The organism is Lyngbya confervoides BDU141951 (genome assembly GCF_000817775.3).
Classification (GTDB): domain Bacteria; phylum Cyanobacteriota; class Cyanobacteriia; order Thermosynechococcales; family Thermosynechococcaceae; genus Lyngbya; species Lyngbya confervoides.
This window is the reverse complement of sequence record NZ_JTHE03000015.1, coordinates 25,160-51,222: the sequence shown is the minus strand read 5'-3', so window position 1 is coordinate 51,222 and position 26,063 is coordinate 25,160. Positions and strand designations below refer to the sequence as shown.

25 protein-coding genes and 1 tRNA gene are annotated in these 26,063 nt (G+C 54.4%); 14 read left to right on the top strand and 12 right to left on the bottom strand.

What is annotated here, in order from left to right:
* Positions 1 to 2: 2 nt before the first annotated feature.
* The 3 genes from QQ91_RS02380 to QQ91_RS02370 all read right to left on the bottom strand — a co-directional run bounded on the left by QQ91_RS02380 (position 3) and on the right by QQ91_RS02370 (position 3,833).
* Entirely contained in the window at positions 3 to 1,079 is a 1,077-nt protein-coding gene (locus QQ91_RS02380) for a potassium channel family protein (protein ID WP_166279563.1), read from the bottom strand.
* A gap of 111 nt (positions 1,080 to 1,190) precedes the next feature.
* Positions 1,191 to 2,129 (bottom strand): mechanosensitive ion channel family protein, encoded by a 939-nt coding sequence (locus QQ91_RS02375; protein WP_166279560.1) that lies wholly within the window; start codon positions 2,127 to 2,129, stop codon positions 1,191 to 1,193.
* A 3-nt stretch (positions 2,130 to 2,132) separates the two neighbouring features.
* Positions 2,133 to 3,833, bottom strand: a complete 1,701-nt coding sequence (locus tag QQ91_RS02370) for a mechanosensitive ion channel family protein (protein WP_166279557.1) — start codon at positions 3,831 to 3,833, stop codon at positions 2,133 to 2,135.
* A gap of 506 nt (positions 3,834 to 4,339) precedes the next feature.
* Here QQ91_RS02370 and QQ91_RS02365 point away from each other — a divergent pair.
* Positions 4,340 to 4,972: a hypothetical protein gene (locus tag QQ91_RS02365; RefSeq protein WP_166279554.1), complete on the top strand. Its 633-nt coding sequence runs from the start codon at positions 4,340 to 4,342 to the stop codon at positions 4,970 to 4,972.
* A gap of 146 nt (positions 4,973 to 5,118) precedes the next feature.
* Positions 5,119 to 5,685 (top strand): hypothetical protein, encoded by a 567-nt coding sequence (locus QQ91_RS02360; protein ID WP_166279551.1) that lies wholly within the window; start codon positions 5,119 to 5,121, stop codon positions 5,683 to 5,685.
* Between the two features lie 105 nt (positions 5,686 to 5,790).
* Here QQ91_RS02360 and QQ91_RS02355 read toward each other — a convergent pair whose 3' ends face one another.
* Positions 5,791 to 6,810, bottom strand: a complete 1,020-nt coding sequence (locus QQ91_RS02355) for a rod shape-determining protein (RefSeq protein WP_166279548.1) — start codon at positions 6,808 to 6,810, stop codon at positions 5,791 to 5,793.
* Between the two features lie 516 nt (positions 6,811 to 7,326).
* Between QQ91_RS02355 and QQ91_RS02350 the strand changes: the two genes are divergently transcribed.
* Positions 7,327 to 8,307 carry a hypothetical protein gene (locus tag QQ91_RS02350; RefSeq protein ID WP_166279545.1) on the top strand — a complete coding sequence of 327 codons (981 nt, stop codon included), beginning with the start codon at positions 7,327 to 7,329 and terminating at the stop codon, positions 8,305 to 8,307.
* Positions 8,308 to 8,408: 101 nt separating this feature from the next.
* Here the strand turns inward: QQ91_RS02350 and QQ91_RS02345 are convergent, their stop codons facing one another.
* Complete coding sequence (locus QQ91_RS02345) at positions 8,409 to 9,185, bottom strand: exopolysaccharide biosynthesis protein (protein ID WP_236096041.1); 777 nt, start codon at positions 9,183 to 9,185, stop codon at positions 8,409 to 8,411.
* Between the two features lie 69 nt (positions 9,186 to 9,254).
* Here QQ91_RS02345 and QQ91_RS02340 point away from each other — a divergent pair, with 69 nt between their 5' ends.
* Positions 9,255 to 9,785 carry a hypothetical protein gene (locus tag QQ91_RS02340; protein WP_166279542.1) on the top strand — a complete coding sequence of 177 codons (531 nt, stop codon included), beginning with the start codon at positions 9,255 to 9,257 and terminating at the stop codon, positions 9,783 to 9,785.
* Between the two features lie 41 nt (positions 9,786 to 9,826).
* Here the strand turns inward: QQ91_RS02340 and QQ91_RS02335 are convergent, their stop codons facing one another.
* Complete coding sequence (locus QQ91_RS02335; protein ID WP_166279539.1) at positions 9,827 to 11,539, bottom strand: ABC transporter ATP-binding protein/permease; 1,713 nt, start codon at positions 11,537 to 11,539, stop codon at positions 9,827 to 9,829.
* Between the two features lie 598 nt (positions 11,540 to 12,137).
* Here QQ91_RS02335 and QQ91_RS02330 point away from each other — a divergent pair.
* Entirely contained in the window at positions 12,138 to 12,422 is a 285-nt protein-coding gene (locus tag QQ91_RS02330) for an AbrB/MazE/SpoVT family DNA-binding domain-containing protein (RefSeq protein ID WP_349306851.1), read from the top strand.
* A 90-nt stretch (positions 12,423 to 12,512) separates the two neighbouring features.
* Here the strand turns inward: QQ91_RS02330 and QQ91_RS02325 are convergent, their stop codons facing one another.
* Positions 12,513 to 13,568: a SpoIID/LytB domain-containing protein gene (locus QQ91_RS02325; protein WP_166279533.1), complete on the bottom strand. Its 1,056-nt coding sequence runs from the start codon at positions 13,566 to 13,568 to the stop codon at positions 12,513 to 12,515.
* Between the two features lie 225 nt (positions 13,569 to 13,793).
* Between QQ91_RS02325 and QQ91_RS02320 the strand changes: the two genes are divergently transcribed.
* Positions 13,794 to 14,033 (top strand): hypothetical protein, encoded by a 240-nt coding sequence (locus QQ91_RS02320; RefSeq protein ID WP_166279530.1) that lies wholly within the window; start codon positions 13,794 to 13,796, stop codon positions 14,031 to 14,033.
* Positions 14,034 to 14,056: 23 nt separating this feature from the next.
* On the opposite strand, the gene QQ91_RS02315 is transcribed toward QQ91_RS02320, so the two are convergent.
* On the bottom strand, positions 14,057 to 14,683 hold the full coding sequence (locus QQ91_RS02315; protein WP_166279527.1) for a sigma-70 family RNA polymerase sigma factor: 627 nt from the start codon (positions 14,681 to 14,683) through the stop codon (positions 14,057 to 14,059).
* A gap of 54 nt (positions 14,684 to 14,737) precedes the next feature.
* Here QQ91_RS02315 and QQ91_RS02310 point away from each other — a divergent pair.
* Positions 14,738 to 14,827: transfer RNA gene (locus tag QQ91_RS02310), tRNA-Ser, on the top strand.
* Positions 14,828 to 14,887: 60 nt separating this feature from the next.
* Here QQ91_RS02310 and QQ91_RS02305 read toward each other — a convergent pair.
* Positions 14,888 to 15,412, bottom strand: a complete 525-nt coding sequence (locus QQ91_RS02305) for a DUF4330 domain-containing protein (RefSeq protein ID WP_166279524.1) — start codon at positions 15,410 to 15,412, stop codon at positions 14,888 to 14,890.
* A 193-nt stretch (positions 15,413 to 15,605) separates the two neighbouring features.
* Between QQ91_RS02305 and QQ91_RS02300 the strand changes: the two genes are divergently transcribed.
* Complete coding sequence (locus tag QQ91_RS02300; protein ID WP_166279521.1) at positions 15,606 to 16,469, top strand: M48 family metallopeptidase; 864 nt, start codon at positions 15,606 to 15,608, stop codon at positions 16,467 to 16,469.
* A 19-nt stretch (positions 16,470 to 16,488) separates the two neighbouring features.
* Here the strand turns inward: QQ91_RS02300 and csaB are convergent, their stop codons facing one another.
* Positions 16,489 to 17,589: a polysaccharide pyruvyl transferase CsaB gene (gene csaB / locus QQ91_RS02295; RefSeq protein ID WP_166279518.1), complete on the bottom strand. Its 1,101-nt coding sequence runs from the start codon at positions 17,587 to 17,589 to the stop codon at positions 16,489 to 16,491.
* A gap of 258 nt (positions 17,590 to 17,847) precedes the next feature.
* Here csaB and QQ91_RS02290 point away from each other — a divergent pair, with 258 nt between their 5' ends.
* The 6 genes from QQ91_RS02290 (at position 17,848) to QQ91_RS02265 (ending at position 21,457) form a co-directional block, all read left to right on the top strand.
* On the top strand, positions 17,848 to 18,819 hold the full coding sequence (locus tag QQ91_RS02290; RefSeq protein WP_166279515.1) for a sodium-dependent bicarbonate transport family permease: 972 nt from the start codon (positions 17,848 to 17,850) through the stop codon (positions 18,817 to 18,819).
* Positions 18,820 to 18,823: 4 nt separating this feature from the next.
* Positions 18,824 to 19,138, top strand: coding sequence for a P-II family nitrogen regulator (locus QQ91_RS02285; protein WP_166279512.1), 315 nt, complete (start codon positions 18,824 to 18,826; stop codon positions 19,136 to 19,138).
* A 13-nt stretch (positions 19,139 to 19,151) separates the two neighbouring features.
* Positions 19,152 to 19,853 (top strand): carbonic anhydrase, encoded by a 702-nt coding sequence (locus QQ91_RS02280; RefSeq protein ID WP_166279509.1) that lies wholly within the window; start codon positions 19,152 to 19,154, stop codon positions 19,851 to 19,853.
* Positions 19,854 to 20,015: 162 nt separating this feature from the next.
* The gene (locus QQ91_RS02275; protein WP_166279506.1) at positions 20,016 to 20,324 is read left to right on the top strand and encodes a DUF2499 domain-containing protein; all 309 of its coding nucleotides are present in this window, start codon (positions 20,016 to 20,018) and stop codon (positions 20,322 to 20,324) included.
* On the top strand, positions 20,314 to 20,604 hold the full coding sequence (locus tag QQ91_RS02270; RefSeq protein WP_166279503.1) for a DUF3593 domain-containing protein: 291 nt from the start codon (positions 20,314 to 20,316) through the stop codon (positions 20,602 to 20,604). Before QQ91_RS02275 ends, QQ91_RS02270 begins: the two co-directional genes overlap by 11 nt.
* A 109-nt stretch (positions 20,605 to 20,713) precedes the next feature.
* Positions 20,714 to 21,457 (top strand): PAP/fibrillin family protein, encoded by a 744-nt coding sequence (locus QQ91_RS02265; RefSeq protein ID WP_166279500.1) that lies wholly within the window; start codon positions 20,714 to 20,716, stop codon positions 21,455 to 21,457.
* A 330-nt stretch (positions 21,458 to 21,787) separates the two neighbouring features.
* On the opposite strand, the gene QQ91_RS02260 is transcribed toward QQ91_RS02265, so the two are convergent.
* The gene (locus QQ91_RS02260) at positions 21,788 to 23,524 is read right to left on the bottom strand and encodes a GMC family oxidoreductase (RefSeq protein WP_166279494.1); all 1,737 of its coding nucleotides are present in this window, start codon (positions 23,522 to 23,524) and stop codon (positions 21,788 to 21,790) included.
* Positions 23,525 to 23,824: 300 nt separating this feature from the next.
* Complete coding sequence (locus QQ91_RS02255) at positions 23,825 to 26,029, bottom strand: DEAD/DEAH box helicase (RefSeq protein ID WP_236096040.1); 2,205 nt, start codon at positions 26,027 to 26,029, stop codon at positions 23,825 to 23,827.
* Positions 26,030 to 26,063: the final 34 nt, after the last annotated feature.

Below are 26,063 nucleotides of genomic sequence, written 5' to 3'. Positions count from 1 at the left end.
GCCTACTTCGATCGACGCAGTGACCGAGGCACCCGCGGCTCTTGGGGAGCCAGGGGGCTGAGGATCTGGTTGAGGTCCCGCAGTTGTTCCGCCGTTCCCATACAGATGAGCGTGTCGCAGTCCTCGAGTTGGGTTTCCGGAGAGGGGCCTGCAATCAGCTGGCCAGTCAGCCGTCGAATCGCCAGCACCATCGCCCCCGTTCGCGATCGCAAATCCGATTCCCGCAGGCTTTTCCCCACCTCAGGACAATCTGACTCGTGCAGTTCTAGCTCCTCAATGTAAACCGATTCGGAGGCCCCCGAAAGCATACCATCCACAAAGTCCATCACCTGAGGGCGCAGGGCCGCAGCGGCCATGCGCTTGCCGCCAGTGATGTAGGGCGAAACCACGACATCGGCCCCCACCCGCTGCAGCTTCTGAATGGCCTCTTCACTACTGGCTCGGGCAATGATTCGCAGATTTGGATTGAGGGTTTTGGCCGAGAGAACGGCGTAGAGGTTATCGGCATCGGAGGTGAGAGCCGCGATAAAGCAGGCTGCTCGCTCAATGCCCGCATCTAACAGCGTGTCATCTAGAGTGGCATCGCCCTGAAACACCGAATATCCCATACTCTGAGCGATATCAATCGATTCAGCCTCGGCATCCACCACAATGAACGGCATATTTTGTTCCACCAGTTCCCGAGCAATCTGACCGCCAGTTCGTCCGAAACCGCATAGGATAATGTGGTCAGAGATTTTTCTCATAAGACGGATCTGCTGCCGATATTTAAATCTGTCTTGAAAATAGCCCTGAATCAGGGCATCTGTAAATCGGTTGATGATATAGCCCAGCCCGATCACGCCCAGGATAATCAGGCTGATCGTAAACATCCGGCCCCGAACTCCGAGGGGATGAACTTCCTGAAACCCGACCGTTGCCAGGGTGATCACGGTCATGTAGACCGCTTCATGAAATTTCCACCCCTCAATGACGGTGTACCAGAGGGTGCCAATTAAATTGAGGCCAATTAAAAAAAGAACTCCAAACTGAAGTTCTTTACGAATTCGTTGATACTTACGAATTGACCGAGGATTCACAGGATTATTACCCTTTAAGGGTGCTCAATTCTGCCTGCCCTCAGTATAGCGGAGTCCCTGTCCCTTGCCGCAGTTGATCGACAGCTTCCGCAGTCCTGGGGACCCGACCGCTTAAGGATCAGCGGCGGGCGATCTTTTTTGATCCCATGGCATCTGAACCTGGATTCCTGAATGGGCTACGACCTCAACGGTGGTCGAGGCTAGCTGGATCTGTCCGTCTGTGGCGTCAAAGGCTTCCAAAATTTGCATAAAGAGCTGATCCTTGGTCATCCGTCGCAGCTTATAGTCCACCACATAGCGCACCGTAAACTCTAGCCAGTTGTCCGTGGCCACTAGGGTCACCACTGGATTCACGCGGGCATCCTCAATTAAATACTTTTGAACCATCCGACTCCAGACCTGCTGCGCCGTGGCAATATGGTGCCCCACCACATCATTGGCAATTTCCAGGAGAATCTGTTTGGCCCGATGGTAGTCACTGCCGTAGCGGACCGGGATGGTGATTTCATCCCAGAGAAATGGAAAGTCCCCTGAATAATTAAACACGGGTTCTTTAAACACAAAGCTGTTTGCAATACGCACAATCCGGCCATTGTAAAGGTCTGCCTTCACCCAATCTCCACATTCCATCAAGGTGGTGCGCAGCAGACTGATGTCGATGACATCGCCCATGATGCCGCCCAGTTGGACGCGATCGCCCGATTTATAGAACTGTCCCAGGGAAATGGCCACCCAGCCCGCAAAGCTGACAATGATCTCCTGGAGGGCAAAGGCAATCCCCGCGCCCACCACCCCAAAGATCACAGTGACTTGGCGCAGGTTATCGTTGAACACCGTTGCCACAAACAGCGCCACAATGATATAGCCCAACAGGTTAATACCCTTGCGGACCCGATAGCGAAGATCCGAGTCGGGAATACGGCTAGGCAGCACCCGCGCCAGAACTCGAAAGAGAATAAACAGCACCAGAATGCCCAGGCCCAGCTCTAGAAAGCGCAAGATAGCTGGGTCGCCGAGCCAACCTCGGAGGGTATCAATAAACTTTTCCATGACTTACACCGGATGATCCGCAGGCGGTGGGGAAAGCGGGTCGCCCATCGCTGAAATTTGAAAGCCGGGCGCCTCATCGGGAGAGGGCAGATAATCGGCTGGAATGGTGGTGGCGTTGCCATCGCGCATCGCCCGGTAATGGGGAGAGAGAATTTCAATCCCGGCGGCGTTGCAGCAGTCCTGGATATTTTGATGGAGTTCGGAATAAATTTTTGCCATAATTCCCGGACTGCGGGTGTAGGCATTGAGTTCATAGCTCACGTAAAAATCCTCCAGACTGGTTTGGAGCACAAAGGGCGCAGGCGTGGCTAAAATTTCGCGGGTTTTGAGGGCTGCATCCACCAGCACGGCATGGACCTTTTTCCAGGGCAGGTCATATCCGAGCGTAATGGTGGTGCTTAAAATGAGTGGAGGAATCTCTGGGTCGCTGGCGGCGGCACTGTAGTTGATAATATGGCCGCTGAGAATGGACCCGTTGGGAATGGTGATGACCACATTTTTAATAGTGAGCACTCGGGTGACAAACAGCGTTTTCCCCACCACATCCCCAATGGTGTCGCCAATCTTCACGCGATCGCCCAGCTTAAAGGCGCGGGTATAGGTAAGGATTGTTCCAGACACAACATTGGCAATTGCAGCGGAGGACCCCAGGGAGAGCAATAGCCCCAGGAAAATGGAAATGCCCTGAAAGGCTGGCGTTCCAGATCCCGGAAGATAGGGAAAGGCAATGGTGGCCGCAAAGGCCAAAATCAGCAGCTGAGTCAGCTTGGCAGTGGGTTTTGCCCATTCTGGATAAAAGCCTGGAAAGGACATGGTGCCGCGCTCCACCTCCGTAAAGATAAAGCGCACCACCTTGAGAATGTAATGGGTAACAACAAGGGTTAGGCCCAGGAAAAACAGATTGGGCAGATAATTTAAAAATCCCGTGGCCATGCTGTTGACCGCGGCTGCAACATAGCCCCAGAGGGTGCGGGAGATCCCGCGAGTCCAGGGAAAGAAGCTCAGAACCAGATTGAGATACAGGTAAATCAAGCTAAACCACAGCAAGAGTCGCAGAATCTTGACGCCCTCAATCAGGACATCCACAAGCCGGTGAGCTGAGAGAATTTCATTGCCTAGAATTTTCAAGGCCGGGATCCGGGTCCCTTCCCACTGCCGCAGGCTTTGGCGGATTTTGGGCATGAGCCGGTGAATGCCCAGAAAGCCCAGCATTAAGCCCGCTGTTGCAATGAGAGAATAGCCCACTCCCCAGAGAATGCGCTCAAGACTATAGGCCTTTTTGAACTCGCGCACGGCTGCTGTAATCGTGTCCACGTAAAGCCTCGCCAGATCCTGCCGCGACTGCCCTGCAGCCACGGCATCCACCTGCGCAATGGTGACAAGGGTTTCATCTCCGGCCAAAATATCGACGGTTTGGGCGGCCTCATTGTCGACAATGGTCAAGGGGGGCTGCGATCGCGTGCTGGCCTTAGCGTAGTCTTCAATGCGTCCTGAAATCACCTGGGCGCGAAACTCAGGGGTAAAGGAGGCAATCTTCGCCTTGACATGAAAGAGGGTTTCGCCGCCCAGCACCACCGCCGCTCCCTGATCAGAGATCGGGCGTTGGGGCTGGGCTAGTGAAACCGAGGCCACAGTCAGCCATAGAAACAGGACCCACGGCCATAACGCTCTAAACTTGATCCCTTGATGCTGTATTGGATCCATCGATCCGGCTCCTTATTCTACCCAAAGCCAGGCACTACGATATGCCAGCTTGCGGCCCGGTGCTGAACTGCCTTCAGTTTCGCGGGCGGTTGGAGATGAAACGCCGTTGACTCTAGCGAGAAAGAATGGTTCGGCCGCAAGGTCTGGCCTTCATTGAGTGAGAGTGACAGATATCGTCACAATAAAATTTTGCCGGATGAACCCAGGACCGGGATAGAAAATTAATATTTCTAAAGGGGGCTCACCCACCTGTGTCAGTTGGCGAACTGTCCTTCAATCTTTAGGCTTCCGCCCCTGGGATGAGTCCCAAGGGATGAAGTTCCTCCCTGATGAAGAGGAGCGCATCTGCGTTTGCCAGTTCAATGGAAGCATCAAGCCAAGGAAAAAAGCTGTGCCTTGGCGCAGCCATCGCCCTCTGTTTTCCAGGCCTCTATCTACGGGTCCTCTGGGTTCCAGCAAGGGCAACGAAACTTGGCAACGGATGATTTAGCAAGGTAGGAGTGATCATGAAGCAACGGACGTTGGGATCTCTAATGGGGCTGGTCGGTCTGGGCTGGATCAGCGGGGTAGGGCTGTCCCTCTGCTTCTCAGAAGCAGCCGGAGCCGATCCCCTGGACCCCAATCTGGATTTCGCTGAACAGACCCCTCCCCGGCAACTTGCCCAGCAATTTCCAAATGCGGAGGACCTCATTCCCGAATCAGGCCTTGAGCCAGGACGAGACACTCGATCCGGTTCAAGCTACATTGGCATTGGTGGGAACTTGGGGGCTGTGGGGGGATCCTCCGTTGGCAAGGACGGCATGATTATCTACAGCAAAATTGGCCTGACGGAATTCTTCTCGGTCCGCCCGGCGGTAACCACCAACTTTACCGATGATGCCACCTTCTTGCTACCTGCCACCTTTGACTTTGCTCCCATTCGCATCGGTCGCGTGGGGCAATCGGAGATTCAGCTGGCTCCCTATATTGGTGCAGGGATGGCGGTGACCACCGACGCCGATTTTGGTCCCATGATCAACGGCGGCATTGATGTTCCGCTCAACCGGGACTTTACCGCTACGGTGGGAACCAATGCCGGGTTCATTGATGATGGGGACTTTGGCGTTTTCCTGGGGGTGGGCTACAACATGGGTCGCTAGTGACTGGGTAAGGCTCAATCCCGCAATCGGGTCGCGCCTCGGACGGAGCGGCTAAATTAGCGGCTAGATTAAAGAAGTGTGTTCCCTCACGATGGCATGTCCTTTAGTCATGCCATCGTGCCCCTGTCTTTATCTGGAGAACTGTCATGAATGATCCCTATGCCTCCCCGAACTCGGGGGAAAACTTGGCCCCATCGTCTCCCTCGGCATCAGGGGGGAACGATTATTCCCTCTATCTCCAAGACCTCAAGCTTGAGAGTGCAAATCTAAACCAGAAAATCCGCGATCTGCGATCGCAAACCACCTGGCTCAAGGTGCTGCTGTCCCTCCTGATTATTCTTCTCGGTGGCAGCCTGGCCTGGGTCACCTTGAGGCTTCAAGCCCTGGAGCAAAAACAGATCGCCCAGTCCGCTGGCAATGCTGTTGTGGAGCAGCAGCAGCTAGACCAGATCCAGACGCGTATCCAGGATCTAGAGCGACAAATACCGGCCAACTTGGCCGATGCCGTTCAAGACCATGAAAACCAAATTCGTCAGCTAGAGGTGCAGCTTGAGCAGATCCGCAGTCAATCTAGAACGCCAGTCACTCAGCCGCCAGAGGCGGGATCGGGTTCTCCCGCGCCCGGATCTTCTCCCGCTCAAACCTCTGCACCCACGCCAGACAATCAAGGGTCAGGCCGATCGCCCAGCACGCCCCCCGGCGATGAACCCTGACGGGATCTGAACCTCCTTTTGCACCGCGGGTTTAGAATACCCAAAGGATTCGTGGGAGCCTGCGGGGGGCTCTCCCCGCCCAGGAGCAGTCTGGGCTCCTGGGGGTTAAGATTCAACTTTTTGCAGAAAGCGACCATATTTTTTAGGATTCGCGATGGCCTCTCCCGCGCCCAGCACAACGCAGTGAAGCGGCTCGGGCGGAACATCCACAAAAATTTCAAACTCCTCGCCAATGCGCTGGGCTAATCCTTGCAGCAGCGCTCCCCCTCCGGTCAAGACAATTCCGCGTTCGGCTAGGTCTGCCGCCAGTTCTGGGGGAAGCCGCTCCAGGGACTGCCGAATCATCGCTAGAATCACCCCAATCGGCTCAGCCATCATCTCCCGGACCTCAACGCCGCTAAGGGAGATCTTTGCCGGTAAGCCCGAGAGCAAATTGATCCCCGCAACCTCCATGGTTTTCTCATCCAATCCTGCCGAGGCGTGGGCAGACCCAAGTTGATGCTTGACCTCCTCCGCCACTCGATAGCTGACCACCATGTGATATTCCTGCTTAATCCAGCGCTGAATCGACTCGGTCAGCTCATCCCCAGCCACCTCCACAGACTCACTAAAGACAACCCCCGCCATACTCAGCACCGCCACTTCGCTGGTGCCGCCGCCGATATCAATCACCATGCTGCCCACCGGTTCTGTAATCGGCAAGCCTGCTCCAATGGCCGCCGCCACGGGTTCATCAATTAAGTACAGCAGCTTGGCTCCGGCCCGCGCCACCGCCTCCTTGAGGGCGCGACATTCAATATCCGTAGCTCCGCTGGGCACTCCCACAATGACCCTAGGCAAAAAAATATGTCCGCGCCCAAGAATCTGCCGAATAAAGTGAGAGAGCATTAGATCGGCGGCGTCTAGGGCGACAATGACACCATCTTTGAGGGGACGCTTCACCACCACCTTATTGGATATGCGACCGCGCAGCTGCTCGGCCGCCTGCCCCAGGGCCACAACTTCATCGGAGGCAGAGTCCAGAGCAATCACCGTGGGCTCTTTTAAGACAATCCCATGCTCAAGATCCAAAATGAGGGTATTGGCCGTGCCTAGATCAATGCTAAGGGTATGGAATAAACGCATCGCTAAAGATCACTCCTACAGCAGCCCTGCTGAAAAATAACAAGCATTTCCTTTCGATTCAGTTCACTGGGTTTCGGACATTGGGATGGAGATCAGCGGGGATCAATGGAGATTAAAATCTGACCTGACCCAACGCCCCATCTCCTCCTTACTTTAGCGAAGGAACCCCAATCTGAACTCTACAATATGGACGAAAGCGATCGCCTTGCGGATGATGGCCTCCGTGGCCTATGCACCTTTGCATCTACAGGGCGCGATCGCCCTAGAGCCTGAAAGGGGATTCGTCTGTCCCCTCAAGCTGATAGAGATCACAGCGAATGCCGCTAGTTCGGCGCTAGCATAGAGTTAAAGGAATAGCGGCCTTGATCGTTGCCGAGGGATGTGGGTCTAGCCGTCAGAAATCGTCCCTCCACCCGTACAAAAACTTCATTGCCATCCAAGACAAACAATCAAGGTGCAGAGCCTTCCCGTTTGAAGCTGTGAACCCCTCTGTCACTCTCAGGTTCGGTGCAGATCATGAACAAAAAAATAATCGCAATCAGTGCATTTACCCTAACTGCGCTGTTCTCAAGCATACTTCCTGCCGATGCCTTTAACCGCAGTTTCTCCCCGGTCCTCAATGCTGCCGAGGGGTCGGCTCAGCAGAGCGAGAATCCAGCTTGTCCCTTGCAGGCCAAGCTGGATTACAATCGCGCTATTGCCCAGGTTGATCCGGGTCCCCAGAGGCCCCTCCGGCCGATTCAAATTCAGCCCGTTGAGGTACAGCCCATTCAGCCTTCCTTACAACAAATTCGCCTGCCCAAGGGAGATCTGAAATTTAACGGCGGATCGGTCCAGATCGCTCCGGCCTCCCGTGCGGGTCTGGCTTTGAGCGATCTCCCTGGCGTTAGGCAAATTTCCCTGCAGCGCTGGTCGGAACTGCAAACGGTGCCCGAGACTGGCCTCTATCTAGTGGAAACCCCCTTTGTGCCACGCACCCTCAAGGATCAGCTGGCAGAAATGAAGTACACCCTCAAACCCGATGGCACCCTCCTCGATGAACTGGGACAAAGGGTGACGCTGTTTGTAAAAAGCGAAGTTTTTGAGGTGCAGCAACCGGCCGCAAGGTTTTTCCCCACGCTCCAGGCTTCGCTGCCCCTCGTAGGAGTCCCCATGCTGCAAGCTGCGAACCCCTATCCGTTTTCTCAATTCTCCTGGTCCATGTACTGGCGCTACCGCGGTGGCTTTTGCCGCGATTATCGGGCCTGGACCAAGGCCGAAGCTTGGGGGCCGATCCAAGGTGGATATCGTCCCCACACACGGATTAATTACATAGAAACACGGGCTGAAATTGGCAGCCGCCGCGATCGCGATTCTTGCTCTAATTGTGATACGGAATCCTCCTACGTCCGTTGGGATATTGGCTGCTTCTGGCCGGCCCACGGTGGAGCAACCGGGTTCCACTACGCCAACTGGCAAGATGGATCCTTTAGCGCAACCAGAACCTGGAGCTGGTAGCTGAGCCCAGTGATCCCAATGTAAGAGTTAGGCATTGCCGCCATCGCAGGGGAAGTCCACAAACTTTCCCTGCTGTTTTGCAGGCTTTCATTGCGAGGGCCTCAGGAAAATATCTGGGGTAGCCAGTCCGGGGATTGCCAGACCAGAAAGGCAATGATGCCCACCATGGCCGTAATCAGGCCCGTCATTCCGTAGGCAATGCACAGAAGCAGGCCATCACGCTCTAGCATGGCCACCACAAACAGCAAAATTCCCACGGTGGGAATGGGATTGGTAAAGGGAACTGGACTCATGAGCAGCAGCGCCAGCCACGCCATGCACAGGCCATTAATCCGCTGGGCCAGGGGATGCTGGGCCAAGGATAGCCAGCGGGGTCGGGTGTGGGTCTCAAGCAAGCGGGTAAAGCGATGCAAGTTGTTGAGAACCTGCTTGGCCAGCCTTTGTGGAAATCGAAATCGGGCGATGCGCGGCGGTAGCCAGGGTACATTTTTACCAAAGATCAACTGCAGGCTCAGCAGAAGACTGCCGCCCCCCAGAATGGTAGTTAACCCCGGTGGCATCGGCAACAGGAAGGGCAGCACCAGTAAACCAATCATCAAGACCACTCCGCGGTCGGCGGTTTCGGTGACCAAGTCTCCCAGGGTGAGGGGGCGATCTGCGAGCCGCCTCAGCAGATTGCGAAGGTCCTGGGAGAATTTGGGATGGGCGGAAAAAGTCAGGGCAATCTCACCGTTTAGCAGAAACGTTGGCGGTCTTTGCGGCCACCAGCGTAACATCCGAATGATGCGATCGCCCAGCCTCGAACCCGGGAACGACGGCGCTAGCAGCTGCTTGAAGGCCCCTGGTTCTAGTGGTGGTCCTAGTGGTGAAACCGCCATGCTGCAATTTACAATTTGCCAAAAAGGCGTATGGCATAGTAATAGTCAGATACCATTGACAGCGGAGCTATGCAAGACCAGGAATCCATCAATCAGCAAATCCGTCGACGGGACGTGGAGCTGCTGGTCACTCAGCTGATGGTCAATGAAGAGGCAACGATCAAGCTGATTCTGGATCGCCTCTACGCCACCGGCACGATTAATTTCATCAACCATAAGGTCAAGTTCAAACCCGTAAATCACGGCCTGAAAACCGTGGCTCACTGGGCCACCCCCGTAGGTCGCTATTTCGGCTATCGCTGGCTAGTGAAAAAGACGCCGCGGCTGATTACAGGCTGGCTGTTTTCAAAGGTAGCCTTTAAAGTGCCGCCGATCCCCCCAACCGTGACCGTGCAGACCGTAGCGCCCGCCCCCGAGGTCTTAATCGGGTCCCAGCAGCGCCAGATCAGGGCGCTGCGACGACAACTGCGCTTGACCTCCGGAGCCGCCTTGGTGGCGGCAATGTCCCTGGGGGGGGTTTTGATGTGGCAGAACGTGGACTGGATCGGTACCTCCTCCGGGATCGAGGCCCCTCCCCCCCAGTCCCAGCAACAGCCCTAACCCCTCAAAGCAGCCGAAAAGGAGAGGCCGAAATCGAGGGGTTACGGGACGGAATCCGGGGAACCGCTGAGGGGAGAGAGTCTCCAGCTGTGATCTGCCTCCAGATCTAGGGCCAGGTGGTGATAGGCCGCCAGGGTTTCGCGGTGGCCGACACTCAAAAACGTGGTGCCCGTGCTTTGCAGCTGTCCATACAGGTCCGCTTCATTCTGCAGATCCAGCGCACTGGTGGCCTCGTCAAGAATGGCATATTTGGGATTATTCAAGAGAACTCGCGCAAAGGACAGCCGCTGCTGTTCACCCAGGGAGAGAACCGCCGCCCAATCTTCCCTGGCCTCAAAGCCCCCAAATTGCTGCTCCAGACCAGGAAGGTTGACCTGCGCCAGCACCTGCGTCAGGCGCTCATCCTCCACCTGAACCGTGACGTGGGGATAGAGAAGCTGATCTCGCAGGGTGCCCAGAATCATGTAGGGACGCTGGGGCAAGAACAGCATATGGTCCAGGTCGGGGCGAACAATGGTCCCGGACCCAGCGTTCCAAAGACTTGCGATCGCCCGCAGCAGCGAACTTTTGCCACAGCCGCTCGGGCCACGCACCAGCAGCCCCTCTCCCGCTGGCAGGGCTACGCACAGATCCTGGATCAGGGTCCGTTGGTAGTTGGGCGTCATGACCGTCAGCTGTTGTAGCGCCAGCTGCTTGCCTGGTGTCACCGCAATGGTTGGCTGATCGGACTGTGTCTCGGTCGGTTGGGCCTGTTCCAGACAGTCGGCAAAGGTGTACAAACGTTCAATGCCTGCTCCAAAGGTGGTGAGTTCCTGGAACCGGGCCACAATTAAATTGAGGGAAAAGAAGACGCGAATAAATGCTCCCTGGGCTTCCGAGACCTTCCCCACTTCCAGGTCCCCGGCAAAGATGCTGGGAGCCACCACCAGCGCTGGCAAAATAAAGGGAATAAACTCGTAGGCGTTGGTCAAACCATTGAGATTCAGCTCCCAGAAAATGAGCCGCTTATAGTTTTCAAAGGCAGCCATAAAGCGATGCTTAATCTGGGTGGATTCTTGATTTTCGCCTCGGTAAAAGGCGATCGCTTCGGCATTTTCACGAATCCGCACCAGACTAAAGCGGAAGTCAGCTTCTTTTTTAAGTTGGGCAAAGTTTAATCGCACCAGGGCTTTGCCAAACACGCCCACGGTGAGTAGGGTCCCCACCACGGCGTAGAGGACCAAAAACACCACCAGCCGCGGCGAAATTCCCCAGAGAACCTCCCCGAAGGCAGCCACGGACAGTACAGAGTCCAACATCACCAAGGCCAGGGTTAAGGATTCGCCGGTAAAGCTTTTGACATCCTCCGCAATTCGTTGATCTGGATTGTCGATCTCAGGCTCGCCCGTGTTGAGATCGTAGTAGGCGCGATCGCGAAAGTAGTTGTCCACAAAACGCTCTGTGAGCCAGCGCCGCCACTGCAGCCCCAGACGATCGCGCAGATACACATAGCCAGCAAATAAAGGCGCATAGGCCACCAGCACCAGGCTAAAAATGAGAATGGTCTGCCAAAATCGAGCCTCATCCTGGGCCGAGAGCGAGGAGATTAAAGCGCCGCGCTGGTTATTGAGCAGGACGCTCAGGCCCGTGTAGGCCAGGGAGAGAACCAAGACCAGCAGCAGCAGCCCGCGCGCGCGCCACTTTTCGTCGCTAAACCAGTAGGGCTTGGCGATCGCCCAAAATTGGCGAAAGACTTCCAGATTAAATCGTTCCATGACGTTAGCAGGAGGGGATTGCGCGTTGTTTTCATTATGTTAACTGAATGTTACAAACTGAACCGGTTACTCACTCAGCCAGCGATCGCCAAGGGCAACCCATCCTGAGGATGCATCTCAACCCCGAGGTTGAGCGGTGATAATCTCCCCCTTCTTGCTGCCAGGCGTTTCGCCTAATCTTCTCGGTCAGATAAAGTTTTGGTTCCCCAGAGTCAAGGGTTCTTTGGGTTACCCTGTGGCCAGATTTTTGTGCCTTTCCTGGATGAAATGGTCACCTTCCTGGGGCGAATAGGCGCCTAGGAACCTCAGATTCTTTCTCCTAAAGAATCCAGCACAGCGATCAACTTTTGCAGACAAGCCTTTTAAATCTACTGGTAGGACTGAGCGTAATTCTTGTAAAGAACAGTCGAAAAATGTGGATTGGCAATTGCTATAATTGTGTTTATAATCTAAAGACTCAAATCATCCAGCTCCAATGGCGAAAACTAAGTCTGTTCAGCAAATTCAACCCTTGAAGGGGAAGGAATTGCTGAGGAAAGTCAAGGAACTTTCTCACTTATCAAGGCGGCAAAAGGCCATTCAATGTGGGTATGCAACCGTGGCAACAGGGAAGCAACCCAAGGCCAAAATTGCAGAGTTTCTCGAAGCGATTCTGGAAGCCCAAGGAATCAAGCTCAATGATGGAAAAAGTAAGGATGGTCGCGGCCGGGAAGCGTCCTATCGCGTCAGCGTGCACAAAAATGGCTCCATTGTTATTGGTGCTGCCTACACTTCAGAAATGGGTCTCCAACCCGGAGACGAGTTTGAGATCAAGTTAGGGTACAAACACATCCATCTCAACCAGCTTAAAAGCGACGATTCCCTAGAGGAATCTGAGGACTAGTCCAGCAACAGCCCTGGGAAGATCCGGGGGAAGATCCGGTCAATTTCTTTGTCAAGAGATTGACCTTATGTACTCGGAGGATATGACGCCTTACTCGGCCTGGAGTAGGGCTAGGTGGGTCCCCGGATAAAAGCGGTTCAAAATTTGACTGAAGGATAGATTTTGCTGGGCCAAATCACGAGCACTATGCTGGCTCATGCCAAAACCACTATGGGCCTCTCGGACCAAACTGTCAGAAGAAGCATAGAGTGATTCCACAACGCCCCCATCGTAGGAAATAATCATTCCGTGGGTGGCATCCACTGCGGCAAGGGTGGAGCCCGCTTCGGTTTCTACACCTTTGTAAGCTTGCCAACGCTGGGTTGCACCCAGATCAAAATAGTGGCTGGCAGGTCGGACAATATGCACCAGGGCATAGGATCTCGCGGCAATGGCTTGGGCCTTGAGCGCTTCTGCGGGCCAACTCTGGTACATTTCAGCGCCCACTACGCTGTAGAGATAGGGCTGCATCTCAATGTGATTCACAGCCAAAACCTTGCCCTGGTCTGCAATGAGCTCTATGGCGCCGCGATACCAGCGTCCATTCACGTAGGTGAGTCCATTGGAGGCTGACTGTACCCATACCGAGCGACGCGGTGACAAGCTGCCGATTTGCACTCCGCCGCTGGAAAAAACTGCGGCAGTAGCGGTTTGCGGGGCGAGGGACTGCAGGACCTGTCCCTGTTCATCGGTAATGACGCCGGCGTTGGCCGTGGCCAGAGTCAACTGGCTTTGGTCTAGGACGATGCCCACGCGCACAGGCACCTCAGGAATATCTGTGGCGCTTCCCCCCGCGTAATGCTGCACGGTGAGCCTAGTTGGAGCCTGGGGGGATGGCTGAGATGCTGCAGACTGATCTGCGGGGACCGGTGCAGGCGTGCTCCCTTGAGACCCTGGGGTGACCGGTACGGCCGGGGCCGGGGTCTTTGCCGGGGGCTGCATTGGATTTGGGGCGGGTGCGGTCGTCCCCGGTTGGGCCACAATCGTCGGGGGTTTGGAAATCTCTGCGGCATCTGCCCCTGTTCTGGGGGGAACCTGCAGGGCACGACTGGACTGTGAACTGAGGAAACCATGGGTCATGGAGGCCAGGAGAGGACTGACTGCCATCAGGCTAAGGAGGCATGGAACCCCAATGTAGAGTGTTTTTTTCGACTTAACGGCCCGATGTTGAAGGAAAGCCCTGAGCATAAATCTATCTAACCCGATTTTTGCACTTCAGGCCATTGTAACGGTCAATGGCAAGGCCTGCGGGATCATTATGCCCATTTCGTCGCTCCGAAGTGCAGTAGCGCTAGGATGGATCACAATTGGTGAGGCGTAACAAAAACTTCCATGGGTCAATTTCCAGATCATTCTCCAAGGTCCCGACGTTCTCGCCCCGATTCTCGGCAGGGATCCGGGCCAGACGCTCAAGAGCGCAAGGATCGGCCGCGATGCCGCGTCTGTGAAGAGGCCTTTGACACCCTTCTGTTGACCGTGCGTGTACGCCAGGGTCGTGCCCATGCCCTTTGTGCTGGCCTAGATGCCCTGGGTTTGGGTCAGCTTGCCAGAACCTCTGGGCGTTTGAAGTAATCCGCCGCGCTGAACCATTCCATCTAGGCTTTAACCGTCTCAGGAGTGAGGTAAATCTCCTGAATATCTTCTGGGATCGCCGCCAGGAGGCCATCGCTCGCCTCTATCAACTCACGATCTAGCTGGGCAGGGGCCAGTTCTTCTCCCTCAGCGGCTAAAAAGCTCACAATTTTATGGGCCGACCAGTGAAACAAGTAGGTTAACACCAAAAGCAGTCGAGGCCGCGGGGGAAGCTGATCTAGGGCGATCTGAAGATAGCACCAGAGGGGAAAAGGAGCGGTAGCCAGAGAGTAGGGTACCTCCTCAATGGAGGGAACCGGATCCGTATGAATGCTCACGGCAATTTTCTCAAAGATCCAATCCTGGAGCGTCAGGCCTGGGCTTGAGGAGGAACTGTGAAAATCCAGAGCCCGCAGCTCAAAAAAGAGATTCCGCCAGGCCTTGGCAAACAGGTATTCCACCTGGAGCGAGGATCCGGCTTTTTGGCTTAAAAGTGCATAGGTCAGGGGAGCATAGCGACAAAAGATCGCAATGAAAAATCTTCCCTGGCTAGGCTGGGTCTGAAAGTCTTGCAAGAGCTGCTCATCACTTTGATCCTGAAGGGACTCAATGAGCGGATGGGAGGACTCAAAAAAATCTGGCAACTTCATGGAAAACGACCTTGTGCGGGAACCGAAATCTGTTAGTATTAAATCCATCCATCTGGAGAGGTGGCTGAGTGGTTGAAAGCGGCAGATTGCTAATCTGTTCTAGGGGTAAATCCCCTAGCGAGGGTTCGAATCCCTCCCTCTCCGTTCCCTAGAATCCCCAGCGCGCGCTTCCCCAAGCCAGTGATGTTCTCTGGAGGAGAGACGCTACTCTCCAACTCGAACGTCAATGACGCTGGCCCGAAACGTATAGAGCGGCCCTTCTAGTTCCACAGGCGTCCCCACTTTAATGGGAACGTTACCCAGCAGCGGTCCTTTATCGGTCAGGCGCCCTTTCCCCTCCAGGGTAAACAGGAAGTTTCGAGAGAACTGGGATTCTTCACGAGGCTCGTCCACCACAGCAGGGGTGCCATCCGGCAACCCTAACACAATGGTTTTAGGAAGCGTTTGAATGGAGTCAATGGTGACTTCACCGTAGGGCTGATTGCGAATGATAAAGCTGGCTTTGTCACCGGCTTGAAAGAGCTTGTCGGGATCGCGGGCACTTAACCCTAGCACCAGAACATCCACCTCAACAGGCTTGACGGAGGCGCCGGATTGAGCAATGGATTGCCCCGACTCTCCCGGAACCACCAAAATTCCAACCAGCACCATTAAAATTACCAGTCCTGCCCCGATATCTATGAGGCTGAGCTTCCCAAAGAGCCGTCCTTTGGCATCAACAATGGCCATGATCTCAATCCTTCCTTGTGGACAAATCATTCCCTACTGTACCGCTTGATTGTGGGTTTTATCTCCCAAGTGCTGATTGACGAAACCTCTGGTGGATTCCGACGTCTTAAATGAATGTGCGTCAAAATATTGACCAGGGAACGCCGGAATTTCATCCAGTCTTTAAGAGGGAGTTTTTGTAAGAGGAAGCCATATGAATTCAGTTCGTCGGAGTCGGCATCAACAGATTGCCAAACGTTGGATGTCCGTTGCGGTTGCCAGTGTGGTCCTTGGCAGCGGCAGCCTCCCGGCCCAAGCCATTTCCTGGCGCGATTTTCTATTTCGAGGGATCCAGGTAATCCAGCTCTCCAATGTTTCACCCCGGCAAGAGGTGTCTCTGGGGGAGCAAATTCACAGTAATTTGCAGCAGCGCGGCATGAGGCTGAACCGGGATCGCAGGCTTAATTCCTACGTCGACCAGATAGGCCAACGTCTGTCTAACTCGGTCAGCCGTTCCAATATTCCCTATCGCTTCTTTGTGGTGCAAGACGATGCTGTCAATGCCTATGCCACAGCCGGTGGGTTTGTTTACGTGACCACTGGTCTGATGAAGCTAGCGGATAATGAAGCTCAGCTTGCGAGCGTCATGGCCCATGAGGTGGGACACATTGAGGAAAAGCATCTGATTAAGCAAATTAGGCAGGCAACCCTGGCTCAGGGAATTGCAGCAACGGCCCTAGGCACAGACCGCAATGTGCTGGCCAATATTGGGGTTGAGCTTCTGGTGAGGCGGCCCCAGAGTCGGGAGCATGAATATGATGCCGACCGTACGGGTCTGGAGATTCTTCGCAGGGCCGGATATGCCACCTCAGAGGCGCCAAGGTTTATGGAGAAACTGCTCTCGGGGGGCCGACCCCCCACCTTTGTTAGCACTCACCCCGCCGTTTCTGATCGCATTGTTGAACTCAGACGCCAGATTGCGGCCTCTCCCAATACGGGGTGTGAGCGAACCCCAATTCCAGCATCGTGCGGCGTGAATAACGCGGAATATCAGGCGCTGGTGCGCAATCGCATTTAAGCCTTCAGGGCCCCCCTTCTCAACCCTTGCCCAACACCTGATGGAGAAGCTGCTGGTGGGCTTTGGCCGCCTCAATGCGATCGCGAATGATGCCACTGTCAAAGGAAGCCGGGGACTCCAGGGCCTGTTGCCAGTCCTGGATCAGGGATTGGGGATGAGGAGGAAGCGTTTCTAAATCAATCCCCGGAAGATGCAGATCCTCCATGAGCTGCCGTACCTTGGGATCATAGCTGAGGGCGTAGCCGCGGCACCCCTCGGAAGCTGCCATGATCAGGGCATGGAGGCGCATGGCGATGACGAGATCAATCCTTTGAAAGATCCCCTTGAGTCGGCGTGGATCTTCTAACATCACGAGTTCACTAGGATTTGGCAGCCGGGTTTGAATCTGAAGGGCAATCTCATAGTCTTGACTGCGCTGAAAGGGCAGCAGCAGCAGTTTTGCCTGATTTTGAGCCTGGATCTGCCCCAGGGCTTGAATAATGCAGTCTAGTCGATCCTCCGTAAGCTGGGGGTGACGGCGCAGCACCACGGCAAGGCAAGGGGGCGCAGCCCCCTCTGAGGCGGTGACCTGGACTCTTGGCATTTGGGGGGAAGCGCACGATAAACCCTCGCCCGGCGGAGTGCCGGCTAAGGCCCACACCGGATCGGGCGCCAATACGTAGTCTAGATGCCACTGGTCCAGGAGATGGGCAGAGGCGCGATCGCGGGTGCTGCGTGCTGAGCAACGACTAAAAGTCCAGCGGGCCATCGCCCGAGAAATGGGTCGATTCAGGGGGCCAATCCCCTGGGCCCAGGCCAGGGTAGTACGCCCCAGCAGTTGGGCGATCCCCATCCAACCCAGGTAAAAGAGCGGGCTAGCCCAGCTTGTGACATCTTGAATTAAGCTGCCTCCACCCCAGATAAAGGCATCTGCCTGAATGAGGGCCCGCATCACGGCCAGGGGATCATTGCGGTTACAGGTGACAACGCCGTAATCTTGGGCTGTTTTCGCCGGAGTTGCCGACATGACAACCGGGATCACCGAGGGCGGCAACATCTGTAGCAGGGTGGACAACAGCGCTTCATCGCCTCCGTTTCCGTAGCCATAGTATCCGCACAGCAGAACCTGTTTCGATGCCATAATGTCCCAAGTGACAGTGAGTTTTTGCAATTATAAGCACCTGCGGTGGGCAAACCCTAACTGCTGGGGCCAACCCTTAGAATCGGTTTGCAATTGGTAACTTGCTCAAACAAAGTTAATAAAGTGCCATCACAGATTGACCTAGGATAACCTACAGCAGAAATACTCATGCCAAGCCTCATGATTGTGCATGACCATTCAAGTTGAGTTTCAGTCAGGTTGAGATCAGGGAGGTTTTAATGAGAATTCGAGGTGGGAATGAATAGTAATTTAGTGATTTCAAATTTGCTGAATCCCGCCATTCTATTTTTTTTCCTGGGGATGTTGGCTGTCTTTGTGAAGTCCGACCTGGAAATTCCAGCGCCAATCCCCAAGCTATTTTCCCTTTACCTGCTGCTGGCGATTGGCTTTAAGGGGGGGGTGGAGCTCTCAAAGAGTGGCCTGACCTCAGAGGTTCTATTAGCCGTCATTGCCGCCGTGGGAATGGCCTGTATAGTTCCCATTTACTGCTTTTTTATTTTACGGGCCGGTCTTAAGAATGACTTTGATGCCGCGGCGATCGCGGCCACCTATGGATCCATCAGCGCCGTCACCTTTATCACCGCCAGCTCCTTTCTCAGGGAGCTAGACGTGAGCTATCACGGATTTATGGTAGCCGACCTAGCCCTGATGGAATCCCCTGCGATTATTGTCGGGCTGATTTTAGTGAATCTGTTTGCCACCGACGGCGATCGCGAGGTGTCTTGGTCAGAGGTCCTCCGGGAAGCGTTTTTGAACAGCTCGGTGTTTCTGTTGGTGGGGAGCTTGGTGATTGGGATATTGACGGGTGAGCACGGGGCCGAGATCCTATCTACCTTTACCGATAAGCTTTTTTATGGGGTTCTGACGTTCTTCTTGCTGGATATGGGGCTAGTGGCAGCGCGGCGCATCAAGGACTTAAAAAAAACAGGCCTCTTTTTGACCTCCTTTGCTATTTTGATGCCCCTATTTAACGCTGGAATTGGCATCCTTCTGGCTCGTCTGATCGGGCTAGAAACGGGAGATGCGCTGTTGTTTTCGGTGCTCTGCGCCAGTGCGTCCTATATTGCGGTTCCAGCGGCAATGCGGATGACCGTTCCCCAGGCCAATCCCAGTCTCTACGTTTCTACGGCCTTAGCGGTGACGTTTCCCTTCAATATTATCGTTGGCATCCCCCTTTATCTGTACGGAATTGAGTTGTTATGGAGTTGAACTGATGCATGAGGTTAAGCGAATTGAAATCATTGCCAACTCCTTTGAGTTAGGAAAGCTCTTGGCGGCTTTGGAGAAGTCGGGAGTTCACAACTATGCGGTCATTCGAAACGTGGCCGGCAAGCAGTTCCACGCTGGGAACGAAGACCTGGACATGACCATGCTAGATAATGTTTATATTCTGGCCTTTTGCACCCCGGATCTGCTGCGGCAGGTGGTGGAGGCCATCAGGCCCCTGTTAAATAAATTTGGGGGAACCTGTCATGTGACCGATGCCCTGGAGGTGCGGTCCATGAAATGTGTCGAAAAACTATCCTAAAAGGAGACCCGCAATGGATGCTGCCGTGAATCGTCGTCGATTTCTTCAGGTGGGACTGATGGCTGCTGCCAGCTATTGGGGCGCCAACCGGGGGCTGGGGAAACCCGTTCAGGCGGCGACGCTGCCCCCCCCAGATCTCTTGTCCAATCCCGACGCGGCCTTACAGGAGCTGATGGCCGGAAATCAGCGTTTTGCCCAGCATCATCCCACCTATCCCCACCAAAACCAAGCCAGGGTGAAATCAGTGTCCCAGGCCCAGCATCCCTTTGCTACGGTGCTGAGCTGTGCTGACTCGCGAGTGCCCGTGGAAATTTTGTTTGACCAGGGGGTAGGCGACATTTTTGATGTGCGTGTGGCGGGCAACATCGTGACGCCAGAGGTGATGGGCAGTCTGGAATATGGGATTGCTCTACTGGAAACTCCAGTCTTGATGGTGCTGGGACATGAGCGCTGTGGCGCTGTGACCGCTGCGGTTAAGCAGGATCCACTGCCGGGCGACATCAGCACCTTTGTGGAGGCGATTCTTCCGGCTGTGCAGCAGGTCCAGCATCAGAACGGGGATGCCGTGGAGAATGCGGTTGCCCAAAATATTAAATATCAACTGGGGCTGGTTCAAGCCTCGACTCTGGTGGCAGATCGCCTCCGGGCGGGCACCTTAAAACTGGTGGGCGCTCGCTACGATTTAGATACAGGTACGGTTCAACTGATTGCCTAGGGATCACAGACTTGAATTGAGACTCCCTTCTCTAAACCGGGCGGGGGAGGGATCGCGATCAATTTGCAGAACAGTGGTTTTGGTTCAGGCCATCGTCTATGCTATGGAGAGTTTCGGTTCAATAGAGTTCCGGTTCAATAAGGTTCTGATGCAAAGGTTCTGATGCACGTTCTGTCACTACCGACTTGGATCATTCATACCTCCAGCGTGGTGGAATGGATCACGGCTATGGTTTTAATCTGGCGCTATGCAGCCCTGACTCAAAATCGAGCCTGGCGTTGGTTTACCTTGGCCATGTTTCCCGCCCTGGTGAGCGCCATGAGTGCCTGTACCTGGCACTTGTTTGACAATGCTAAAACGCTGGAGTGGCTCGTAACGCTTCAGGCCGCCACTACGGTGCTGGGCAACTGTACGCTCTGTGCCGCTGCTTGGTTATTGTGGAAAGGAGCGCCCCGGTCCAATGCTCTCTAAGGAAACCCTCTTTGCTCTGTCTCTGTTTCCCTACCTGGGGTTTCTCTGGTTTTTAACGCGATCGCGCCTGGTGCCCAAGCTATCGCTGTTTGGCTTTTACTTTCTACTGGTGTTTGTCGTGGTGACCATTCCAGCCGGGATCTACACCGAAAAGGTCCTGGGCGAGTCCCTGGCCAATGTGGATTGGCTTCATGGCGGGGCAGAATTTTTTCTGACGCTCTCTAATATATTTGTGGTGCTGGGGTTTTATCAGGCAGTGCGGGAAAAACAGACGCAGTAGCAGTAATGGAGGAGGCGCAGTCGCCAATGGATCGCAAGGATCTAAAGAGGAACAATCTCCGGGTTCAGGCTGCCCAGCCCCCGACCTGCCGATGAGGGCTGCCCCAGAGATGGCCGCACAGCGGCAGGCCGCTAAGCAGGCGCTACGCAATGCCCTCACCCACTGTGGCGGTGATCCTCAACAAGACGCGATCGCAGCTGCCCTTGAGGACCTCGTCCGCTTAAATCCGACTCCGGATCCAGCGCAGCGGTTTGACCTGGCTCAGGGCAACTGGCGCTTAATCAGTGCGCCGAGTTTTCCCGATGGGGAGCGCCAGGAGGATGGCACCTATGTCTATCGACTCGGGCGGCTGGCGTTTAACCTGTTTCAGCCGCAGGATCTCAGAGTTCAGATTGATGAGGTGTGGCAGCCCGTGTTTCCCCTGGGGGACCGTTCCCGCCATAGCCATGATATTGTGGTCACCTTTACGACTCTGGGCACAGCAGGCCCCCCTTTACAGGGACAGGTTCGAAATTTGGGAGTCTGTGAACCTCAAGATGAGACCCATATTCAGGTGCAGTTTACCGGCGGCGTTTTAGAACCCATCGCCCAGACCGATCGCCAACAGTGGCAGCAGGTATTCGGAGATCGGACCGATACGCCCCGATCTTCCTGGAAAGAGAGGGGGCAGGGATTGTTTCTAAGGCTGATGTTTGGATTCGTGCCGCCCGGTGCCATGGACCCCCAGACGGGGAAACGCGAGTTTCAAATGAAGCGATCGCCCAAGGGCACTTTGGAAATTCTTTACCTGGATGAAGAATTGCGGATTACTCGGGGAGAGAAAGGAACGGTCTTGGTGTGTGAGCGAGTTTGAGGAGGCTAGAGGAACCCGCAAGGAGTCGCGATCGCAGCCTGAACTCGTCATCGTGTCATGATGGCCATGCCTCTCAAGCCAACTACAGCCGATGGTGCCCCCATTGACAAACCCAAAGCGATCTACACCCTTGGCGATCTGAGCCCATTTATGCTTCGCGTCATGGATGCAGTTGGTTTATCTCACGCCCCTCTGATAGCAGGTTCTGTGGATGGCATCCTTGCCTTGAAGATTGCCCTACAGCGTCCCCACCGGGTAGACAAGCTAGTTTTGATTAGCATGGGTGGCTGGGAAAAGGAAGTTGCATTTCCAGCGTCGAAGGTGAATCTTTTAATAGAGCTGATTTGCAAGATGATGACCAATTAAGTATGCAGTCATTTGAGGACTGACCCTGGGGAGCGGAGAAGCAGATAAATCACCCACGTAGAGATTCTGGCTGCCAAATACTTTCCCCGTACTCGAGGAGGCTTCCAATCCCAGATCAATGGCCTTACCAAAAACGCAGCCTCCAGATAAATGCTGCTCGGTCAATAAGTCATACCATTGATAATGATCCAGGTATTGATCAACTTGTTCTTTGCGATACGGCATCCGCGTCAACAGTCGGATCAAATATCGAAAAACAGGGTGAGGCTCTTTCCCCAATTTTGACATTAACTCAATTTGCTTAGAGATCGCGCTCTTGGCAATTGCTCGGTCTACGTTCTCGCGATCCGAATTTTCTTGAAAGCAGCGTAGAATAATCTCATAGAAGCTTGACAAAGGCTGATCCGTGGGATCTCTATCGTTCAATCGCTGATAATATCCGGGAAGACTGATATTGAACTTGACAATCGCAGAAATCAAGCTCCATTCATGTTTTCCGATTCGGCTTGGATGCTTAAGGGAATATAAAACATCATCGAGACTATTTAAAAATTGAACCAAACGACGACTCAACCACTTCAGAGCTTGGAACACTCTCGGTTGCTGGATCATTGCCAATTTAATTCCATTGGGGACCCAAAAGGCCAAGAACAAATGGGAAATCAAATATAAGAGATCATCCAGGGATCCAGAAAAAAAGTCATAGTTGCATACCGTTTTCTCTGCATCTGGATCCTCGGAGTGGGGCAACTCCTCTGTCGCAAACAGCGAAATGTACTGATCCTTGAGGGTCGGTTGGAGATGTTCACTCAATAGATAAATCCCAAAGGGCAGCACAATATGATCATTGACATGTTCTCCAATTTCAAAGTTTCGTAAGGCTTCTCGATGCGGATACAGAAGCTGGGGCGTTGCCGCCCCAGCACAAAGCAAAACCCTTGTATGACGGTCGAGGGAGATTGACCGTTCTTCCTTAGCCTTTAAGTCTTGGTAGATGATTCGACAACACCGTTGTTCCCTGTCATTTAAGGTCTCCAGGTCTAGACGAGTGACGCGACACTTTGTCATAACCTGCAGGCGCGGATTGTTATGCCATTTCACTAAGGACACGCCACTATGAGTTCGTTGTCCAAATTCATTGAATTGGTTGGGAAACACATGAATTTGCTTATCTCTGCTCTCTTTGTAGATGGGAATATTCTCACTCCGTTGTCGATTGAGCTGAAACCCACAAGATTCCAAGGAATCAAGGAGGTGATTTCCCACCGGGGTCAACTCATGAACTGGCGATTTTCGCTGGAATTTAGCCGAGAGTTCGTCAATGCATCGATTCCAATAGCGCTCGCCATGGCCAAAATGATCAGCTAACCACTTGGGAGATTCAAAAATCATGGTGTAGTTGATGGACCCCCCGCCTCCCATCGTGGAAGCATAGCCTGACAATATGGGAATACCCTCTGGGGTTTGCGCATTGTGAAGCTTAAAAATACTTCCTTCTGAGTAGGACCTTGTCCAGTTGCGCTGATGCGTGATTTCACTTGTCTCAAAGAAATCCTCACCTTCCTCAATAACCAAGATGCGATCAGCCGGATCAGTTCTCTTGTCTAAATACTGACTCAAAAATGCACAGGCTCCGTTGCCCGAACCAACTACAATCCAGTCATAACTCGATGCAGCTTGACAGTCGCGACTCTTAGACATTTTTCTTTGAAGGATTTAAAAGAGTGTTGCTTCACGGCATAGTTTTGATTTAGCATCATGTTCCTGCACCATCCTAAAAGCCTCTAATTAATTTAGGATTTGTGCTTGGGCTGCGCGCCATAAAATCCCCAGCTTTCCTCAAAAGTCTCCATCCTGGCAACATAGAGCGATCCCGACATTCCCCTCGCTGGGTCATCCCCTCTGCGGTCCGTTGATCTGCGCAACCGCAGCCCACGGACAATCTCGCCCCCTTACCCCAACCGCCAAACTCGCTCGCAAACCAACAGCGCGAACGTAGCCCTAGGGGAGATCCTGGGAGGAGAGATCGCGAAGCGTTTGCCAGGTCAGCGGCACATCAAATTCGCTCAGGGCATAGTTATGACAGAGCAGGTCCTCACTGAGCAGATAATCGTACTTATCCAGACGTTTATTCTTGACCGATCGCGCCAGATCCAGCGGGGCACTCATGGGTTCATCGGCCCACTGGCCCAGTTGGGCCACCAGGGTTGGGGGATCGCATTGTCGCACGGCGATCGCGATGCCCTCCTTCGCAGCCTTTAGCCCCTTGGCCAGCAACAATACCAGCAGCGTGTTCAACACCCGATCTCCCTGCCAACAGAAAATCAGGGACTGAGATGCAAATCCGAGCACTGAGGTGCGATGGAGGTGAAAGGCGCGAAACTGCTCTCTCGCTTCTGCAAGTAGACGCTGGGCCATGGGGTCCAGGTAGGGGGGCTGATCCTGCGAACAGTAGAGATGGTACATGGCCTGACGCACGTGGCTATGAATCCCGCCGCCCCCCCCACTAAATCGCGGCACCCGTCCTCCGGGTGCTGAACTCACCTCGATGATTTTTCGGGCTTCGTCAACGGCCTCCACCTGCCAGGATTGTCCGGCAAAGACAATGCGCATTTGGGGAACCAGGGGAATCCGTTGAGGGAGGGTGCCCAGTGTACGCCCCAGATGAACCAGTTCATAGTCTTCTGGGGTTTGAAAGGCGCTGTAAAAGCTATAGTGGTTGACAATCCGCTCTCCCTTGGGGCTGAGCAACAGCGTGCGATCGCCACTTTGCTGAATCATTTCCCGCTGACCCAGGCAGCGCAGTAGATCCTGAAACAGTTCAGCAGAAACTTGCTGAAAGGGTCCCGTCTCGCCAAGAATTTCCCAGAGATCCTGGGCCTTTAACCCTTCATATTGGGACAGTAAGGACAAAAGCTGCTGAATCAGAGTGGACAGCTGGAGTTTTTCCGGCACGGGGGGTTCGCACCAGCGTTCCAGCAGCAGGTTAATCATAGCAATGGTCTGAACCAGCTCAGGATGGATGGCCTCCTGGGGAGGCATATCGGCAGCCAACTCCGGCACCGACACGTAAAAGCGAGCGATGGCAGGTTCTCCCGCCCGTCGCCCAGAACGGCCCAAGCGTTGGCGGATACTGGCCACGGACAGGGGTGATCCCACCTGGGCAATGGATTGAACATCGCCCACATCAATGCCCATTTCCAGGGTGGTGGTACAGACCACGTTAGCGGGCAGGTCACTCCGTAACAGGTCTTCCACCTCCTCCCGCAGGTGCTTTGCGAGGCTGCCGTGGTGGGGATAAAACTCGTTGGGGACCCGAGCTTGCTCTGAGAACAGGCGCAGCAGGTCTGCCATTTGTTCTACTCGGGCCCGACCATTGACAAAGATTAAATTATTACTCCCCCGCAACGCCTGGAATAAATGCTGCGCCATTGCCAGATCATCGGCACTCGCCTCAGAGTGCAGGGCTTGGGAGGCTGCCAGTTCCACTGCGGCTTGATCCGAGAGCGATCGCTGATAGCCACGCAGCTGGAGTCGCAGCTGGCCCCCAGGTCCCGCGGGGTTAATCACCTGCACCTGTCGGCCATGGCCGGGACGGAGAAACTCCGCCGCCAGATCCATATCGCCCAGGGTGGCGCTCAGGCCAATGCGCGGAATTGAGCGGTCTAAACAATACTCTAGCCGGTGCATCAAGGACTGAAGCTGACGGCCCCGCTCGGAGCCGATGAAAACATGCATTTCGTCAATCACAATGTAGTTAAGCCGCTGAAATAGACGCCCCAGCGCCGGTCCCCGTCGCGCGATCAGGGCTTCTAAGGACTCCGGCGTAATGATCACAATCCCCTGGGGATCTTGCAGCAGCCTGTGCTTGCGATGGCTGGCAACATCGCCATGCCACGCGGTTACCGAAATTCCCATGGATTCCCCCATATCCAGTAGCCGACGATGTTGATCGTTAATGAGGGCCTTGAGGGGGCTAAGGCCCAGAACACGAATACTGGCCCCAGGATGGTTAAGAAGATGGGAGAAAATGGGCAGAAAGGCCGCTTCGGTTTTGCCGCCAGCGGTCGCGGCAGCAATGATCAAATCCTGCTGCCCCCCTAAGATTGGGGCGATCGCCAGCTCTTGAATGGGACGCAGTCCCGTCCAGCCCTGGTGATAGATCCAGCGTTGAACCTCAGGATGAAGGTGATCAGCAGCCGCCATGAACATAAGCTGACGAGTTTCAGGAGAGTTCTCA

Excerpts from the sequence above, each read along its gene's own strand:
- csaB (WP_166279518.1), bottom strand. The coding sequence starts at position 17,589 with ATGGCATCGAAACAGGTTCTGCTGTGCGGATACTATGGCTACGGAAAC.
- QQ91_RS02350 (WP_166279545.1), top strand. The coding sequence starts at position 7,327 with ATGAACAAAAAAATAATCGCAATCAGTGCATTTACCCTAACTGCGCTG.
- QQ91_RS02255 (WP_236096040.1), bottom strand. The coding sequence starts at position 26,029 with ATGGCGGCTGCTGATCACCTTCATCCTGAGGTTCAACGCTGGATCTAT.
- QQ91_RS02370 (WP_166279557.1), bottom strand. The coding sequence starts at position 3,833 with ATGGATCCAATACAGCATCAAGGGATCAAGTTTAGAGCGTTATGGCCG.
- QQ91_RS02360 (WP_166279551.1), top strand. The coding sequence starts at position 5,119 with ATGAATGATCCCTATGCCTCCCCGAACTCGGGGGAAAACTTGGCCCCA.
- QQ91_RS02345 (WP_236096041.1), bottom strand. The coding sequence starts at position 9,185 with ATGGCGGTTTCACCACTAGGACCACCACTAGAACCAGGGGCCTTCAAG.
- QQ91_RS02335 (WP_166279539.1), bottom strand. The coding sequence starts at position 11,539 with ATGGAACGATTTAATCTGGAAGTCTTTCGCCAATTTTGGGCGATCGCC.
- QQ91_RS02280 (WP_166279509.1), top strand. The coding sequence starts at position 19,152 with ATGGATGCTGCCGTGAATCGTCGTCGATTTCTTCAGGTGGGACTGATG.
- QQ91_RS02340 (WP_166279542.1), top strand. The coding sequence starts at position 9,255 with ATGCAAGACCAGGAATCCATCAATCAGCAAATCCGTCGACGGGACGTG.
- QQ91_RS02285 (WP_166279512.1), top strand. The coding sequence starts at position 18,824 with ATGCATGAGGTTAAGCGAATTGAAATCATTGCCAACTCCTTTGAGTTA.
- QQ91_RS02375 (WP_166279560.1), bottom strand. The coding sequence starts at position 2,129 with ATGGAAAAGTTTATTGATACCCTCCGAGGTTGGCTCGGCGACCCAGCT.
- QQ91_RS02300 (WP_166279521.1), top strand. The coding sequence starts at position 15,606 with ATGAATTCAGTTCGTCGGAGTCGGCATCAACAGATTGCCAAACGTTGG.
- QQ91_RS02315 (WP_166279527.1), bottom strand. The coding sequence starts at position 14,683 with ATGAAGTTGCCAGATTTTTTTGAGTCCTCCCATCCGCTCATTGAGTCC.
- QQ91_RS02355 (WP_166279548.1), bottom strand. The coding sequence starts at position 6,810 with ATGCGTTTATTCCATACCCTTAGCATTGATCTAGGCACGGCCAATACC.
- QQ91_RS02260 (WP_166279494.1), bottom strand. The coding sequence starts at position 23,524 with ATGTCTAAGAGTCGCGACTGTCAAGCTGCATCGAGTTATGACTGGATT.
- QQ91_RS02325 (WP_166279533.1), bottom strand. The coding sequence starts at position 13,568 with ATGGCAGTCAGTCCTCTCCTGGCCTCCATGACCCATGGTTTCCTCAGT.
- QQ91_RS02320 (WP_166279530.1), top strand. The coding sequence starts at position 13,794 with ATGGGTCAATTTCCAGATCATTCTCCAAGGTCCCGACGTTCTCGCCCC.
- QQ91_RS02270 (WP_166279503.1), top strand. The coding sequence starts at position 20,314 with ATGCTCTCTAAGGAAACCCTCTTTGCTCTGTCTCTGTTTCCCTACCTG.
- QQ91_RS02275 (WP_166279506.1), top strand. The coding sequence starts at position 20,016 with ATGCACGTTCTGTCACTACCGACTTGGATCATTCATACCTCCAGCGTG.
- QQ91_RS02365 (WP_166279554.1), top strand. The coding sequence starts at position 4,340 with ATGAAGCAACGGACGTTGGGATCTCTAATGGGGCTGGTCGGTCTGGGC.
- QQ91_RS02290 (WP_166279515.1), top strand. The coding sequence starts at position 17,848 with ATGAATAGTAATTTAGTGATTTCAAATTTGCTGAATCCCGCCATTCTA.
- QQ91_RS02305 (WP_166279524.1), bottom strand. The coding sequence starts at position 15,412 with ATGGCCATTGTTGATGCCAAAGGACGGCTCTTTGGGAAGCTCAGCCTC.
- QQ91_RS02265 (WP_166279500.1), top strand. The coding sequence starts at position 20,714 with ATGGCCGCACAGCGGCAGGCCGCTAAGCAGGCGCTACGCAATGCCCTC.